The organism is Thermocladium modestius (assembly GCF_055398215.1).
In genome coordinates this window covers 94,632-110,201 of the sequence record NZ_AP043731.1, presented here as the reverse complement: position 1 = coordinate 110,201, position 15,570 = coordinate 94,632, and the positions used below count along the sequence as shown (strand labels likewise).

Here is a 15,570-nt window from a genome sequence, read left to right as displayed (position 1 = left end):
GTTGGACTGCCTCCATGTCTAGAGCTCGCCCACATCTACGCTGGAGCACTCGAGCGGCACCAAGATGCGTCCTCTGTTTATTATTGGGTTCTTTATATAGTAATGAATTGGAATCAAGTACTTAACGCCGGCCATCTCCGCTATGTGTCTAGCATCGTCAGTGGTGCTATGGCCAACGGCGTGCGCCTCCGTCTCCATGCCTGGATTGCCGCTGATTTCATGAATTAAGACATTGCATCCCCTCGCCAGCCTAGCCACGTTATCCGACGGCATGGTATCCCCACTATAGACAATGCACTGCCCCGTGGAGTTCTCCATGACCTTGATGGCCATTGATGGGATGGAGTGGGCAGCCGTGGAGGCCCAGACTTGGTACCCATTGCCCTCATATATGATGCGCGGCTCATCACCCACGGATGCAGCGATCAAGCGGAGGAACCGCGTGTACTTCTCCAAGTGAACATCCCTCATGAGTCTCCTTATATCCCTCACAACGTAATCCATGGCGATCACCCTCAACCTGCGATTCTGGGAACCAGCCATCAATGCAAAAGATGGTATCCCCAACACGTGATCGCCGTGCCCATGGCTCAACACCACTAAATCCAAATCGCCCACGTCAAGGCCTGTGCACCTCCTATACTGCCTATATATCCCCTCCCCAGCGTCGAGCAGTATCCTTCTGTTCCCCACCGTGACCAGTATTGAGGCCATGTTGAGCCAGGGACTGGACACCCAGCCGCCTACGCCTAGGAAAGTCAACCTCATATAGTTCAAGCCGCATCAACCATTTATAAACAATACCTAAAAACTCGCCCTTTGGGATACAGTATATTGAAACTACAGCACTTAGCTACGGCATCGAATTAGCAATTGTTAGAATCGTTAAAAGGGAATCAAAATATAAACACGTGCTAGATCATGCTATAGGGAACAATCCTGGTGCTTGATCCTTCAATTTTAAGGAGTAATGATGATGAGTTTCAACCCCTCCATGGCCAACCCATCCAAAAATGCCGGGCCGCCCAGCTTAGAAGAAGCGTTGAGCGGTGGGGTCGAGAAGCAAGGAGCTTTGCTTCATCGATCCAGCATAGGTTAGGGACTTGCACAGGAGGTGAGTTAGTGGATCATGGATTGGGGATCTTCGCTTGTCCTCGCTATGGTTGAAAGGAATGATAGAACCACATTGCCTCCTCCAAGACTTGGGAAGAGCGTGGCAAAGCCCACGGCTTTACGGAACCACGCATACTATCCGTATATCATTTAAATGACTTTCCCTCATAGTATTTTACAATGGATTAATCGCTCATAAAGATTAAGTGACTCGGCGTTCAGCAGTTATTCATGAGCAAGGCATGGCATGGAGTGGATAGGTCCCGTTACGTCTGGTACCCTAAAATAGATTACGATAAATGCAGTGGATGCGGCCTATGCATTCTCACTTGCGGAAACGATGTCTTCAGGTGGACCAATAAAGGCGTGCCGTTGGTTGCTAATCCCGGTAGTTGCGTTCTGGGGTGCACAACATGCGCCAAGCTGTGTCCTGAGGACGCCATATCGTTTCCAAGCGATCCAAGGAGGTTCCTACAAGGCATTATAGTGAAGGAGAAGATATTTCCCACTGTAAAGAAGGAATTAGCGGAGAGATTAATTAAGTATCCCGATCATAGGGTTCAATCAAGGGCTATCAAACTAAGTGAGGGTCTACACGAGATGAGGCAGTGATCATGTGTTCAGACCTCAGCAAGTGGCATGGAATTGAGAGGGCCGCCATAGAGTGGGGTCCAGCGATAGATGAGGATAAATGCGTTGGGTGTGGTTTATGCGTGGTGCAGTGCTCCGAGAGAAGGAATGTGTTTGGATACGATGAGACTAAGAGGAAAGCCATTGTTCTATACCCGAATAATTGCATGGTTGGGTGCAATAACTGTCAAGTGGCTTGTCTCTGGGATGCAATAACGTTTCCAAGCCCCTCCGAGCTTAAGAAGCCTGCACGAGACCTCGTGGATTCGGGCGTAGTGAGAAGGGAACTTGAGGAGAGGCTTAGGAGGAACCCGAATCTAGTGATGGAGTTACCATCTTCGCTGATAAAGAAGATATGCGAAGATCAAGTTGGTACTTGTCATTGATGGCAAAACAAGCCTCGCCGACCATTGGCCAGAATAGCTAGCTTAAGCGCTCTCGTTTCTGTCTATTATCCCCATCAGCCCTTTGGTAATGGAATGATTTATCTCAATAATGCCGGAATAAACGATCTTCTAGTGATTAGTGATGATCCATGAACGGTGAGGTCCTTCCGAATTAGCGTAGGGTCGAATATTAATCATTACCTAATACATTATTGATGTTTGCTTCACTGCTTGGACTTAAATCCACGCGGGCGTCGATCATTGGGTACCGTATCCCCCTCTCTATGCCAAGGTTTTTCATGAGGTTTTCTATGCGGTTTCATGGCTGGTCCCCTCTCCTCCTGCGCATTCATTCTTTTCCTCGATGAGAGGTAATCATTTATTATTTCATAGGCCTTCCTTGGGTCGCTGACGTCAATTAGCCTCTTTGAGAGCTCATTCTCGCCTATGTACGCGAGCCATTGTACTATGTGCCCCTCCTTGAGGTGATACTCAAGGCTCTTCGGATCGACGTCTAAAAGCCTCTTGAATTCGCTTCTTAATTCCTCCATATTGCTGGCCACGCCGATGGTCTTATCAAATGACTTGAAGTAGAATGGCACCTTGCCTTGGGTTCTCTCGCCGGTTTTTCCGCCGCTCATTATCAAAGAATTGCGTTTTTACTTATATGCATTTTGATAATGTTCAATTATTAACTTATATTCCGTGTAGTTGAATTTGTCGCACTTAGTAATCCATCGACTAACTCCTCAACGAATTTCCTGGGCTCCACCTCGTTCTCGTCCCACCAAATCGCGTAACACATTAATGCTCCAAAGAAGGCCTTCTTAAGCGAGACCGGCATTGGGCGTCCCGTGAGAGTCTCAATTCTCTTGAACATCTCATCCATCTTACTCATGCAGGTCTCTCGCAACCTCTCCTTAACTCTCTCATATCTGTCCTTATAGGCCATAGTTAGCATTAGCAGCGACCTCAAATCCTCGTTTGAGTACTTCTCCATAAATCTCATGCCGAAATACATAAGTAGCTCCCGTGCATTATTGTAATCTCTCTTTAAAGCGTCGTTTATCACATCATAGGGTGCGGAGAGAAGCGCAACGCTTTGTATCAATTCATCCTTATTCTTGAAGTATAGGAATAATGTGCCCTTGCTCACGCCGCATGCCTTTGCCACCTCATCCATTGAGGCAGCATCAAATCCCTTCTCTGCAAAGACCTTAATGGCTGCATTGACTATATTCATTGTTTTTTCCCTTCTTCCTATCTTGTTTCTCATGGTTTTTCTCTAGATTATTCTGTAAATTGCGATTTAAATAACTTACTGACTAGACGGTTATATTAAACTGACTGGTCAGAAATATTTATAAACTAACTGACTGGCTGGTTAGTCGACCAATATGACACAACAAAATAAATGGAGAAAAATCGGGCTGGACTTCGGAGTAATAAGCGGGGCTGAGTGGCTAATAATAGTGGCAGCGTTCCTAGGAAGGTATCTACTCCAGTTCTATCAAACATCAATAGGCTACTTGGGGGGTACCTTTGGCATGAACTCATTCGAGGTCGGTATAGGCTTTGCGCTCTTCACACTGACTTTCGCGGCATCAGCGTTCATAATGCATAGGATAAGGCCGAGCCAACTAAGGATGGCTGAGATAATAGAGTTGACTCTTCTTGGAGTAACAATGCCACTGTACATAGTGGTGAGGGGTTATGCCGAGGTTTACACCCTGATGACTATTGACGGTCTTATAACTGGCGTGGTCATGGATTCCTTCATGACAATGTCAGGTATGGCCTCGGTGGAGCAGGCAAGGAGGCAGGTGGAGCAGGCGGCATTCTCATTCTGGGTTGCGCTGGCGCTTATTATAGCCCCGCTCACCACGGGTTACTTGCTTGGCCTTGGGATAAAGACCTTATTCGCATTATTCGCAATAATGGCCTTCATAGCTATACCATTCGTTGCAGCGATGAGTGGGAGGTATGCGTTGAAGTACGTGGAGGCCAAGGACCATAGCGGCCATGCGAGCATAACATCCCTATTCAAGAACCTGGAGTTCAATTGGGCAGTGATAGCGGCGTTGGCCTATACGATACCATTCTTCATAATATTCTCCTTCGGCTACGAGCTAGGAAGCGCTCTAGGCTTCTCAGCAAACGAGGTCTACTACCTATTCGCCGCCATGTTCATTGGCGATGTGTTGACGAGGTTGGTGATCAGGTTCAAGTCACCAATAATGAACAGGAGACCTTACATGATCGCCGCAGTCACTATAGCCCTACTGGCCTCGGTATTCCTGGCGCTAAGCATGGTTTCATGGATCTTCTTTGTCCTAGCATTCCTGATAGCAGGCATACCGGATGGATTAACCTGGACCCTCGGGCTACAGATAGCTAACACCTCATTCAAGCGCGAGGAGATAGCGTCGTCAACGTCATTCTTCAGCTCCATAATGATGATAATGTCAGTCCTAATGCCGCTGGTGGGCTACATGTTCTCAGTAGTCGGGTTCACAATGACTCTGTGGGTATTCGCGGCGGTGACTACTATATTATTTGCCTGGGAATTAATGCTAAGGCCAAGGACCGTGGCCGAGGTGAGGGCAGTATGATTTCAGCCCATACTTATTAAGTTTTGCTTTTCACTCGACTTTTTTTTAGCTCATTTTTATTCCATTTTTAAAGCGAGTCGAGCAAAGTTAGCTTGTCTTTGTGAAAGTCCTCACAGCTATCTGAATAGCGGATAGGAATGGTCTGACCTCCCCCCCTCCCTCGGCATTGCGGGGGTAGTCGGCTCCGCTCCCCATCCTTAGAGAGCCGAAAGGGAGGGGTGAAGAGGGTTGCGAATACCTGCTTGAAAATCCTTACCACGCCTTAAAAGGCGAGGCTTGCCGTTCGTTTTATCACTATTTTATAAGGACATTACGCGTTATAGAGATAGTAAGTGAGTCCCTGCGAACAGCCTAGGTTAAGCCAAGGGGAGGGTTGAAGGTCATCTACTTGTCCGGCTTCTGTGGGCTAACGCCCAGCCTCATTGGTCATTTTACCGTTTTCCTCCGCAATCTGGAGCAATCCTTTTAACGGATTCAATCCAGCACTGCGCCTCTGGCCGCTGATGCCACCAGCTTAGCGTACCGCGACAATGCCCCAGATGCGTATTTGGGCTCTGGCGGCGACCAATCCTCTAGCCTATCCTTTATTTCGGTCTCGCTCAATGCGACGGAGAGAGACTTGTTGATGGCATCGATGGTTATCATATCTCCATCGCTTAGAGCAGCTATGGGTCCCCCAACAGCTGCCTCGGGCGCGACGTGCCCCACCATTAATCCCCTCGTCGCTCCGCTGAACCTCCCATCGGTTATCAGCGACACCTCATCCCTTAACCCAGCTCCGACTATGGCTGATGTTACGGCCAGCATTTCAGGCATGCCAGGCGCGCCGCGAGGCCCGACGTACCTTATTACCACGACGTCGCCCGGCCTTATCTTGCCCTGAGTCACTGCGTTGAAAGCCGACTCCTCGTCATTGAAGACCCTGGCCGGCCCCTCGTGCCTGAGCTTCTTGACGCCGGCCACCTTCACCACGGCCCCCTCTGGAGCCAGGTTTCCCCTCAATATCGCCACGCCGCCTGTAGATAGGATGGGGTTATCCAAGTCCTTGATTATATCCCCGCGATCAATTAACGGCAGCGACCATGGCCACGTCTTGTCCAAGTTCTTCCCCATGGATTCCCCCGTCACGGTCAAAGCGTCCAGATTCACTAATCCCCTCCTACCCAACTTGCGGAGCACCAATGGGAGACCCCCAATCCTGTCCAACTGCCATACAGCGTATCGACCCCCGGGCAGGAGATCGGCTATGTACGGCGTCTTCGAGTATACTTCATCGAAGTCATCTAAGGTCAGCTTCACGCCCGCCTCGTTGGCTATGGCGAGGAGGTGGAGGACAGCATTGGTTGAACCGCCCATTGCAGCATCGACCGCTATGGCGTTTCTGAACGCGTCGTACGTCATCACGTCTCTCGGCCTTATTCCAGCCTCTAGCAGCTTCATCAAGGCTTGGCCCGATGCCTCGGCCACGACCCTCCTCCTGGCATCCACCGCCGGTATAGTGGAGCTCCCAGGCAGTGACATACCCATCGCCTCCGCTAGTATTGCCATGGTATTAGCCGTGTAAAGTCCAGCACAGGAACCAGCGCCGGGGCATGCGGCGTTCTCTATTAGCCTTAAATCCTCCGCCGTTATCTTGCCGGAGAAGTACGCGCCGACGGCCTCGAAGACATCGCCGAGCGACAACATGCGGTCGCCCAGCGACCCGGTCAGCATTGGACCGCCGTTTATGAATATGGCCGGGATGTTAAGCCTGGCGGCTGCCATTAACATGCCTGGCTCTATCTTGTCGCAGCTAGCGAGGAGGGCCACTGCGTCAAAGCCGTGGGCCATCACCATCAATTCGACGGAGTCCGCTATCACCTCCCTGCTGATGAGGGAGGCCTTCATTCCTTCATGACCCATTGCTATTCCATCATCTATCGCAATAGTATTGAACTCCATAGGAGTGCCTCCCCCCTCCTTAACTCCAGCCCTGACGTGGATCGCCAATTCATTTAGATGTATATGGCCGGGCACTATCTCATTCCATGAATTCGCAATCGCTATTAGAGGCTTCGCCAGGTCCTCATCGGAGAACCCGGCGGCCTTGAATAGGCTTCTATGTGGGGCCCTTGCAACCCCCTCTGTAACTACCTTGCTCCTGTGCTTAATTTCCACTCGCATTCCATTTAATACGCTGATCGATTATTAAATATATCTACGAGCTAATTGATTGTTATGTAAATATTAAGATAATAAATATAACAAAAGATCTTGCGGGCGTCCTGTAGTTGCGGGGCCTCCTGATTGGATGATTTATGTTTATAACCTAGCCCTTTAGTGCGGGACGGGATTATTTAGCGTTTCAAGTCCAGGCATTAATGTAAGTTATTGTGATCGATACGAATATATTCATTGCTGGCTCAAGGGTATACAGCCCCCATGTAGCTCCGCGGCTCACTGGGCGCGGGATTTGGGTTCCGCGCCCATTTTCTGCATTTAATTGTATCATTATAGTGATTTATATGTAATACTGATTAGCGCTTTACAGAATCTAATTAAACCCAGCGCAGTAGGTTTATTCAGGCCCAAACCCGTGCTAATCCACGCCATTGAAAGCCGGAGCCCCAAAGGCGCCGGCAAGTAAAGGGCGCGGAGCTACATGGGGGGCAATCTTTAGGTTTTGATGTTAATCTTTATATTTTCAACCTCTGCGAATAAAACCCATGTCATTAATAAGGGAGGCCGAGGATAAATCAATTAAGGGAAGAGGACGATTGGTGCTGCTGGACTCCGTATCGCCCAGAATGTTGGGGTTGGCGGATAGGGTCATAGTCTCCATGACGAGAATATCCAATCAAGACTTCCTAAAGAGGTACGAGGACGCAGTGAAATCCAATTACAGGATATTCAATCTACTGGGGAAGCGAGAAAGCGTGGTTGCGGTCAGGCTGCTGGGGATCAATGGCCTGCCTGATAGGATCGACGCGCCGGCCAGCGAGATGAGGTTCCTCATATCATCATCGGAGGCGTATTTCATAGACGTGGATGCGTATGATGACGAGCCCTTGGCTATATACAGACTGATGGTGGAGGAATGACGGTTCTAGCCCCGGCTGGCTAAATGGCCTTTGCCCGGGCATTTCAGAATGCTTCCAGAGAAACCTTAACAATCTTTGGGTAAATGGAGGAGGGCATGCATAATCTATAGGAACTTCATTAATTCATTCATTGCAGCCTCATGAATGTCGCTGGCCAGGCCCTGTCCAGGCCTGAACTCGCCCACGTCCGTAATAAATTCATCCACCAACTCATTTGGAACGCAGTCGAAGAGCTTCACTCTCAATCCATTTATCTCCACGCTATGGATGCCGCCGCAATCTACATCGCGTGGTAGCGCCTTAAATGACTCAGCCACCACGAGAAGCGGCTTTCCCAAGCGCCTCGCCACCAAGGCCAAGGGAAGGGAGCCCACCTTGTTAAGCACAACGCCGGAGTAGATGCCGTCCGCCCCCATGGCTATGCCGTCGACCTCCCCAGCGAATTGCGCCATGGCCAGGTCCGGAACCAAGCGAATCCAGGGAAATCGCCTCGCCAGCTCCACCGCCTCGCTGCCCGGCCTAGACTCCAGCGCGTAACGGATTGATTGGCCGAAAGCCGATGCCACCGCGCTGGAGTAACTAATAGTGAGCATAGTCCCCACTCTCATCCTACGTCCTGCCTCCGCCAAGGCCAGTGCGGCTGAGTCCCCGTACCTACGCAGCGCCTCCACGGTATTCATACTCAATCCAAACCGGGTTATGGCGGTGGCCACGAACTCCAGGCTAGCCATGCCGGGCCTCACCGATCTCAGCGCGGAGACCAAGCGGTCGACCTCAATGATTCCCACGGCCGCTCTCGCAGCATCAACGGCCCTTTTGAAGTACCAGGAAGCGCCGTGGACTTGATCCTCCGCCATTTCCCTGATTATTGACTCGAACTCCACGCGGTGAAAACCTGCGTTGGGGATTAATACTTCTCCCTCAATGACGATTCACTATTGACGTCATGCAGTGAATCCCGCCGTAACCGCCGGTGAGCTCGCTCACGTCTATTTGGACGAAATCCACCCCCTCCTCTATAAGTTCCGGTTTATGTGGGAATATATGTCCCTCGGTCCTCAGCTTTCCATACTCTGCCTTGGCCACTTGGAAGAGCTTCGAGTACTCCGGGCTTGCTTCCGTCTTCATCATCAAGGCGTTGATCACCTTGGAGGCGTTCATCTCCACGTTAGGCGTCACGATCTTCCTATCGGATATGGTCAGGAAGTTACTGGCATAGGATAGCTGCTCCATGAATGTTATTGGGATTATGTTGAATCCCTTGGACTTCATGTAGTCCAGCAGGTTGGTTTTAGCCAAGGCAACGAATCCATCCCCCTCATTGGCATAGACCACCACTGAGGCATCCCGCATCATCTCCACGTTGCCGACGGCTAATCCATCGCCTGCCACGTTGAAGAAAGTATCCAAGTGCATGTCCAGCATGGAATCCCTGCTGGGAACCAGCGGATGCCGAGGCAACCTGACCACCGCCACCTCCTTCACTCCGAGCAGGCCCATGGCTTGCATTATGCCGCTTCTATTGGATCTGTGTCCATACCCAATCACGGCGAAGTCCCCCATGGGCATGTAATCCCCGCCCTCCAATACGCCGGGAGAGGATATTCTATATATCAATGGCATGGATAGGGCCTCGAACGCTAGCTCCGTTACCTGGGTCTCCGCCCTCCTCTGTGGAAGCGCCATGCGGCCCTGAATTATACCGTTGGGAACTGTCAATTGTTGATCCCGCATGAAATACATATTGGCCAGGGGCATTCTGTTGACTACGTACACCCTATAGGACCTCGACCTCCGCCTCCTCTTGAGGATCAGCGTGGGCCTCAGCACTAGAACGTTGAACAGGAACTCCGGATCGTACGCTGACAAGTTATTGATGAACTCTGAGGCATCGTCATCGACGTCCCCCCTGAACTCCACCAATCGCTTAACCCTCTCCACCACCTTCTCCCTGAACTCGGGGCTGGACTTTATCCTCTGCACAATTACCTTCTTGGCCCTATGAACAGCCACCCCCTCCCTTTCCAACGCGTGCTCCAGCACTTCATGCTCGTAGAGGGCCTCATCCATGCTGAACGCCCGCTCGTATAGGAACGACTTGGGATGTAGGAGGCCGTAGAACATCTCTATGCCGGGCCTGTGAATCATGACTTCTCCGAGACTATCCCACTCCCTCTTAACATACATGGAGACGCCATTTAGGCCTTGCACGACCGGCTTTAAAACCTTCCCGTTGAACAGGTCAATAACTGCGATTCTCTGGGGAGCGCACTGACTTACGTGGCTGGGGATGCCGCTTTGGGCTCCACGACAATGCTGCCCAGCACCAATAGGCTCAACTTCCCACCCCCCATCCAGTACGTTAGCCAATCAATATCATTTACCTTCCAGATGGCAAGCAACGCGCGGCTTCCCGGCGCCACCACGCCGACGTCCTTAAGGCCAAGGCTATAGGCCGAGTTAGTGGTCGCCGCCATTAAGGCTTCAAGCGGAGTCAAGCCGTAGAGATATGTGGATAACTCCATTGCCGCCTCCATGCTTGGACACCACGAGTTGGGGCTAAAATCGGTGCCCAACGCGGGTATGCCGCCTTCCCGCCTCAACACGTCTACTCGCGGCTTTTCGCCGCTCATCATTGATAACGCAGTGCACGGCAGCAGCACGGCCGCCGTCCTCGACTTGGCTATCATGGCCATGACATCCCCCGGCGTCTTGAGCAAGTGGTCAATTGAGGAGAGGGACAGCTCGCCTATCAATTCGCTGCACCCTATATTGGCCAGCTCATCGGCGTGAAGCCTTAACCCAATGCCCAACCTAGCCGCCGCCGAGAGAAATCGCTTGCTCTCATCCACTGTGAACGCGCCGTCATCGCAGAACACATCGACGAAGCTCGGCATTAATTGAGGCAGCGCCTCGATCATTGCATCTACGTGCGCCTCCCTATCTCTTCCCCTGGGCGGCACGTGCATGAGAAGCGTATCCACAAGCTTCGCCGTTGACTTGATGCGCCGTATTATATTGAGCAGCCTGGCCTCGCCGCTGGGCGCCGCGGCGTATCCTGTCTTCACCTCGAGTGCCCCAGCCCCATGCATTATGGCTGCGCCCACCCTATCCTCCAGGCCCCGCATTAATTCCTCATCGCTTGCAGCCTCCGTGGACTCTATGGTGCTGTATATACCGCCGCCCCTCCTCAGGATCTCGCCATACGTGACTCCCCCAAGCTTTAACTTCAGCTCCCAGCTCCTATCGCCTGCGAACAGCATGTGCGTGTGCGCATCCACCAAAGCAGGCGTGACTAATCTATTGCGGGCATCAATTACGCGCGACGCTCTGTATCTTTTCCTAATCGCGCTGGAGGGCCCCACGTCAAGAACCTCGCCCCGCGAAACGGCGACGGCGGCGTTCTCCATGATGAACACATCGTCGCCAAATCGCCACGGCGACTTCCTCGCCGTCGCCAGCACGCCTATGTTATCTATTAGTAAGTCGATCACCCTCAACCACTCCCCTAAGCGTTAAGCCCCTCGACTCTAGGAACTTACCCAGTATAAAGGGCAAATCGCGTGCCACCGCCTCTATAGATGCGCTCACGTCGCCGTCCCTCCACCTATCCCCGATCAATTCGTGAAGCAATCGACCGGTCCCCCCACAGCCCCCGCACCCGTCTCGGTCGAGGGCCACGTAGCTGAGCAGCAAATTGATCGCAATGCTCCTGAACGCCAATTCATTTAATTGCCTCAATAAGTAGACCGAGTTGAGGCTCATGGCAACCACGTCCTCCTGAAAGCCGCTGGTGGGCACGTTATTGACGAGGGCCGGCGTTGATAATTGCCGCGCAAGTCCGGAAAGGCCAGCATTTGTGTACTGCATTATCATGAAGCCAACGCCGCCTCTCCTGCCCAGGTACTCCTCGCTCCCATTTATTTCCCGCCTAAGCAATTGAGCGCTCCTCCTCTCCTCCAGGTTGATCAGCGAAGCCACGGCGTTCCTCGCCAAGTCGCTCGAGATGGATATGTACTGTCCATGGAAGTGGCAGGTGGACTTGAAGTTGGTTCCAATCATCACCGGATTATCGCTGGTGGAGTTAACCTCATTCTCCAAGTTGCGTCTAGCCCACCACAACGCGTCTATCGCCGCCCCTATCACTAGGCTGGAGCACCTAATCGAGTACGGATCTTGAACCCTCCCGGACGAGTTCACCCTCCTGCTTCCGGCGAGGGACTCCTCCAGCAGCCCAGCTACCAACAGCGGAGCTTTGTGCCTCTTCACTGCATTCACCTCGATTGAGTTCGGGCTCAATGATCCCCGGGCCGCCTCCATGATCATCACTGTGGAGGCGATGGAGCCAATGGCCACCAGAAACGAGTTGACAAGCTCAACGGCTAACGCGCCCGCGCTGAAGCTAGTTCCATTAATCATTGCCAGCGCCTCCCTTAGGTTAGGCGTGAATGGGGTCAAGCCGATTCTGCGAAGCGCCTCCGCCGCTGGAAGCCGCTCCCCGCTCGCCTCCGCCTCCCCCTCCCCCGCCACTGCCAACGCTATGTGGGCCAGGGGGATTAAGTCACCGCTGGATCCAACGCTGCCCAGAACCGGCACCACGGGCGAGATGCCTGAGTTGAGCATGTTGATCATGGTGATGAGAAGCCCGCTCCTCACCCCGCTGTAGCCCTGGGCCAATTGATTGGCCCTAACCAGCAGGGAGGCCCTAACCCACTCCCTGGGCGCCGGTTCCCCAACGCCGCAGGCATGCATTCTAATCATGTCGAGCGGATCCGCCTCCCCGCCTTCCCCGCTGTTGGCCAGCTCGCCGAGAAGAGTGTTGACGCCGTATATCCTGCTAGTCGCCGCCGCCTTCACGAGCCTCTCAGCGCCCTCATCGATTCCCTCCAAGCCGCTTGCCTCTATCCGTGCCCCCTTAATTGCCGCCTCGTAAATATCCATTACGCTTAACTCTCCAAGCCTCACTGGGCATCGCCTTGGGGCCACATGGCGTTCATGAGGACGGCGGCGGCCAGGTTGGAGGTTTGATCGGCGACGTCCACCAAGGGAGTTACCTCCACCACGTCGAATACCCTGGGCCTCAATTCCTTGGATAGCCTGGAGACAAGGTCTATTACCTCCCTGGACGTGAAGCCGCCGGGCGATGGGCTGTTCACGCCTGGCGCGAATGCCGGATCCACGGCATCCATGTCGAGGCTAAGGTATACCCGCCTCCCCCTATACGCCTCCGCCAGTTGAGCAGCGACGCCCTTAACGCCGACCTCCTCCGCCTCATTCATGGTTATTATCCTTACATTGAGCTGCCTCGCCTCATCCATTAAGTACCTCGGATTAGAGTGGGGCCTGTAGCCAACCACGGTTATGGGCATTGATGGATTTGCCTCCCTAATCATTCTTATCGCCAATCCGCTCGTCAATCCCTCGGTGACGGTCCTTATGTCTGGGTGGGCATCTATCAATATGTAGCCAACCTCCTCCTCCATCTCGTTCAATGCCTGAAAGACTGGGTGAGAAACGCTGTTGTCGCCTCCAATCACGAGGAGCTCCTTCACACGCTTCAATGCCTGGGCCGCCGCCTCGCGTGTCCTCCTCATGGTCTCGCCGTGATCCCCGATGACCACGTCGACGTCCCCGAAATCCACTATACTGGCATTGATGTTGAGGGGCATGGAGTAGAGGAAGCCCCGCACCCGTGATGGCGCGAACCGTGCGCCCGGTCTCCCGCCAACAGCGCCGTCCCAAGGAACTCCAAGCAATCCCACGTCTCCCTCCGCGTCCCCCCTGATCACCCTGTCCTCCAGCCTAACGTCCCTTGGATCCTTTATGAATCGAGCGCCGGGTGCCCTAGTTATAGGCATGGGCATCACTTGCGGACCCGCTTATCGTACTCCTCCAAGTCCTTCTTTACGCGGTCATAGGTATAATCGCTTGCCCGGCCCTCTCTATGGGCCTCCTCGATCACCCTCCTGCTCTTCTCCTCCAGCCTATCCATTATGGGGATCCGGATCCCTCTCTCCCTCGCCACCCTGAGCGACTTGGGATAACCCGCGTGCGCGTGCCTAACGACGCCGCTGCCCGGATCAACTGTGAACACCCTCATGGCTTTCTCCTCCGCCAGCTCGCTTCCATCAACCACCATGCCGAAGCCGGCGTGGATTGAGTACCCTATGCCGGTCCCCCCGCCGTGGTGGAAGCAAGTCCAGGTAGCTCCGGAGGCCGTGTTCAACGCGTAATTCAGTATGGGCCAGTCCCCGATGGCATCGCTCCCGTCTAGCATGGCCTCGGTCTCCCTGTACGGGGAAGCCACAGATCCGCTGTCCAAATGATCCCTCCCGAACCACATGGGCCCGTTTAGTTCGCCCCTCCTCACCATTTGGCTGACCGTCTTCCCGAAGAGCGCGCGCTCGCCGTACCCCAGGTAAACCACCCTGGCCGGGAGTCCCTGGAACTTCACGTATTTATGCGCATTCCTTATCCACCTGGCAAGCCTAGCATTGCGTTCAAATAGGGAGAGAAGCACGTCGTCCAGCCTGTATATGTCGTTTGGTTCCCCGGTGAGGCTTATCCACCTGAACGGGCCTCTCCCCTCCTCGAACATGGGTCTCAGGAACTCCATTTGGCCCGGTATCTTGAACGCGTCCTCCACGCCCGCATCGAATGCTTGCTTTCTCAGGTTATTGCCGTAATCGAACGTGACCGCGCCCCTCCTTTGGAGCTCCAGCATTAATTGAACGTGCTTAGCCATGGATGATGAAGCCAAGGAAACATACTTATCCGGATCGCTTGCCTTTAACTTATTGGCCTCCTCAAGGCTTAATCCCTGCGGCACGTATGCAAGCGGGTCATGCGCCGGGGTTTGATCCGTCAATAGGTCCGGCGTGACGCCTTCCCTCACGAGTCTCTCAAGCAGATCAACGGCATTGGCCAGCACGCCTATGCTGGTGGCCTGCCGCTTCTCCTTGGCTGCCAGCGCCATGCTTATCGCCTTATCCACGTCGTCGGTCCATGCGTCCAGGTACGCCGTATTAATCCTGCGCTCAATCATTCTCCTATCCACGTCGGCTATCAAGGCAACGCCGCCGAGCATCTTAACGGCGAGGGGCTGGGCCCCGCCCATCTCGCCCAGCCCAGCGCTGACCATTAATCGCCCCTCCAGGCTCCCAAAGTGCCTCTCCGCGGCGTATCCGATAGTCTCATAGGTTCCCTGCAGTATTCCCTGGGTCCCAATGTAGGCCCAGCACCCAGCCGTCATCTGGTGAAAGCTTATCAAGCCCCTCGCCTCTAACTCCCTGAAAGTCCTCCAATCAGCCCACTTGGGGACAAGCATCGCGTTGCTCATGACGACTCGGGGAGCCCTTTTATCCAGCTTGAATATTGCAATGGGCTGCCCGCTCTGTATCACCAACGTGTCGTCCGACTCCATAGTCATGAGCGAAGACACTATCGCCTCGAAGTCGTCCCACGACCTAGCCGCCTTCCCGGTCCCGCCGTACACGATCAAGTTCTTGGGGTCCTTGGCTACCTCCTCGTCCAGGACGTGGAATAGCATTCGAAGGGGTCCCTCCAACTGCCAGTCCAGGCTCCTCACGTGGAGGTCCCTCCCCCTTATTGCCTTGATTCTCCTGGCCTCGGGATCGTAGTAACCAAGCGAGATCAATTCTTCCAGGGGAGTTCCAATATACTTATATGGTACGCTCATTAGGCTACGTATAGCTATATGGTTTTAAAAATTAGCGTGGATAGCCTTCA

Annotated in this window: 14 protein-coding genes; 4 read left to right on the top strand and 10 right to left on the bottom strand. The window is 53.2% G+C overall.

Features of this window, described 5'->3' with window-relative positions; genetic code table 11:
- Positions 1-18: 18 nt before the first annotated feature.
- Complete coding sequence (locus ACZ5ZS_RS00540) at positions 19-768, bottom strand: MBL fold metallo-hydrolase (protein WP_188595952.1); 750 nt, start codon at positions 766-768, stop codon at positions 19-21.
- A 576-nt stretch (positions 769-1,344) separates the two neighbouring features.
- Between ACZ5ZS_RS00540 and ACZ5ZS_RS00535 the strand changes: the two genes are divergently transcribed.
- Both ACZ5ZS_RS00535 and ACZ5ZS_RS00530 read left to right on the top strand, forming a co-directional pair.
- A complete protein-coding gene (locus ACZ5ZS_RS00535) occupies positions 1,345-1,725 on the top strand; it encodes a 4Fe-4S dicluster domain-containing protein (RefSeq protein WP_188595951.1) in 381 nt (126 codons plus the stop codon).
- A gap of 2 nt (positions 1,726-1,727) precedes the next feature.
- Complete coding sequence (locus tag ACZ5ZS_RS00530; protein ID WP_188595950.1) at positions 1,728-2,129, top strand: 4Fe-4S dicluster domain-containing protein; 402 nt, start codon at positions 1,728-1,730, stop codon at positions 2,127-2,129.
- A 224-nt stretch (positions 2,130-2,353) separates the two neighbouring features.
- Here the strand turns inward: ACZ5ZS_RS00530 and ACZ5ZS_RS00525 are convergent, their stop codons facing one another.
- A complete protein-coding gene (locus tag ACZ5ZS_RS00525; RefSeq protein WP_188595949.1) occupies positions 2,354-2,770 on the bottom strand; it encodes a hypothetical protein in 417 nt (138 codons plus the stop codon).
- Between the two features lie 50 nt (positions 2,771-2,820).
- A complete protein-coding gene (locus ACZ5ZS_RS00520) occupies positions 2,821-3,405 on the bottom strand; it encodes a TetR/AcrR family transcriptional regulator (protein WP_075059494.1) in 585 nt (194 codons plus the stop codon).
- Positions 3,406-3,526: 121 nt separating this feature from the next.
- Between ACZ5ZS_RS00520 and ACZ5ZS_RS00515 the strand changes: the two genes are divergently transcribed.
- Complete coding sequence (locus ACZ5ZS_RS00515; protein WP_188595948.1) at positions 3,527-4,741, top strand: MFS transporter; 1,215 nt, start codon at positions 3,527-3,529, stop codon at positions 4,739-4,741.
- A gap of 474 nt (positions 4,742-5,215) precedes the next feature.
- Here the strand turns inward: ACZ5ZS_RS00515 and ilvD are convergent, their stop codons facing one another.
- A complete protein-coding gene (gene ilvD, locus ACZ5ZS_RS00510; RefSeq protein ID WP_188595947.1) occupies positions 5,216-6,904 on the bottom strand; it encodes a dihydroxy-acid dehydratase in 1,689 nt (562 codons plus the stop codon).
- A gap of 542 nt (positions 6,905-7,446) precedes the next feature.
- Between ilvD and ACZ5ZS_RS00505 the strand changes: the two genes are divergently transcribed.
- Positions 7,447-7,821, top strand: coding sequence for a hypothetical protein (locus tag ACZ5ZS_RS00505; protein ID WP_188595946.1), 375 nt, complete (start codon positions 7,447-7,449; stop codon positions 7,819-7,821).
- A gap of 104 nt (positions 7,822-7,925) precedes the next feature.
- On the opposite strand, the gene ACZ5ZS_RS00500 is transcribed toward ACZ5ZS_RS00505, so the two are convergent.
- The 6 genes from ACZ5ZS_RS00500 to ACZ5ZS_RS00475 form a co-directional block, all read right to left on the bottom strand.
- On the bottom strand, positions 7,926-8,705 hold the full coding sequence (locus ACZ5ZS_RS00500) for an eIF2B alpha/beta/delta subunit family protein (RefSeq protein ID WP_075059491.1): 780 nt from the start codon (positions 8,703-8,705) through the stop codon (positions 7,926-7,928).
- A gap of 37 nt (positions 8,706-8,742) precedes the next feature.
- Positions 8,743-10,032, bottom strand: coding sequence for a dimethylarginine dimethylaminohydrolase family protein (locus ACZ5ZS_RS00495; protein WP_188595945.1), 1,290 nt, complete (start codon positions 10,030-10,032; stop codon positions 8,743-8,745).
- A 65-nt stretch (positions 10,033-10,097) separates the two neighbouring features.
- Complete coding sequence (gene hutI, locus ACZ5ZS_RS00490) at positions 10,098-11,315, bottom strand: imidazolonepropionase (protein WP_188595944.1); 1,218 nt, start codon at positions 11,313-11,315, stop codon at positions 10,098-10,100.
- Complete coding sequence (locus ACZ5ZS_RS00485; RefSeq protein ID WP_188595943.1) at positions 11,293-12,786, bottom strand: aromatic amino acid ammonia-lyase; 1,494 nt, start codon at positions 12,784-12,786, stop codon at positions 11,293-11,295. The genes hutI and ACZ5ZS_RS00485 overlap by 23 nt, the downstream gene beginning before the upstream one ends.
- On the bottom strand, positions 12,783-13,679 hold the full coding sequence (locus ACZ5ZS_RS00480) for an arginase family protein (protein ID WP_188595942.1): 897 nt from the start codon (positions 13,677-13,679) through the stop codon (positions 12,783-12,785). Before ACZ5ZS_RS00480 ends, ACZ5ZS_RS00485 begins: the two co-directional genes overlap by 4 nt.
- Before the next feature lie 5 nt (positions 13,680-13,684).
- On the bottom strand, positions 13,685-15,520 hold the full coding sequence (locus tag ACZ5ZS_RS00475) for a urocanate hydratase (protein WP_188595941.1): 1,836 nt from the start codon (positions 15,518-15,520) through the stop codon (positions 13,685-13,687).
- Positions 15,521-15,570 lie beyond the last annotated feature (50 nt).

What these genes read in the sequence shown, in the direction of transcription:
- ACZ5ZS_RS00540 (WP_188595952.1), bottom strand. Translation starts at nt 768, where the DNA reads ATGAGGTTGACTTTCCTAGGCGTAGGCGGCTGGGTGTCCAGTCCCTGG.
- ACZ5ZS_RS00535 (WP_188595951.1), top strand. Translation starts at nt 1,345, where the DNA reads ATGAGCAAGGCATGGCATGGAGTGGATAGGTCCCGTTACGTCTGGTAC.
- ACZ5ZS_RS00530 (WP_188595950.1), top strand. Translation starts at nt 1,728, where the DNA reads ATGTGTTCAGACCTCAGCAAGTGGCATGGAATTGAGAGGGCCGCCATA.
- ACZ5ZS_RS00525 (WP_188595949.1), bottom strand. Translation starts at nt 2,770, where the DNA reads ATGAGCGGCGGAAAAACCGGCGAGAGAACCCAAGGCAAGGTGCCATTC.
- ACZ5ZS_RS00520 (WP_075059494.1), bottom strand. Translation starts at nt 3,405, where the DNA reads ATGAGAAACAAGATAGGAAGAAGGGAAAAAACAATGAATATAGTCAAT.
- ACZ5ZS_RS00515 (WP_188595948.1), top strand. Translation starts at nt 3,527, where the DNA reads ATGACACAACAAAATAAATGGAGAAAAATCGGGCTGGACTTCGGAGTA.
- ilvD (WP_188595947.1), bottom strand. Translation starts at nt 6,904, where the DNA reads ATGCGAGTGGAAATTAAGCACAGGAGCAAGGTAGTTACAGAGGGGGTT.
- ACZ5ZS_RS00505 (WP_188595946.1), top strand. Translation starts at nt 7,447, where the DNA reads ATGTCATTAATAAGGGAGGCCGAGGATAAATCAATTAAGGGAAGAGGA.
- ACZ5ZS_RS00480 (WP_188595942.1), bottom strand. Translation starts at nt 13,679, where the DNA reads ATGCCTATAACTAGGGCACCCGGCGCTCGATTCATAAAGGATCCAAGG.
- ACZ5ZS_RS00475 (WP_188595941.1), bottom strand. Translation starts at nt 15,520, where the DNA reads ATGAGCGTACCATATAAGTATATTGGAACTCCCCTGGAAGAATTGATC.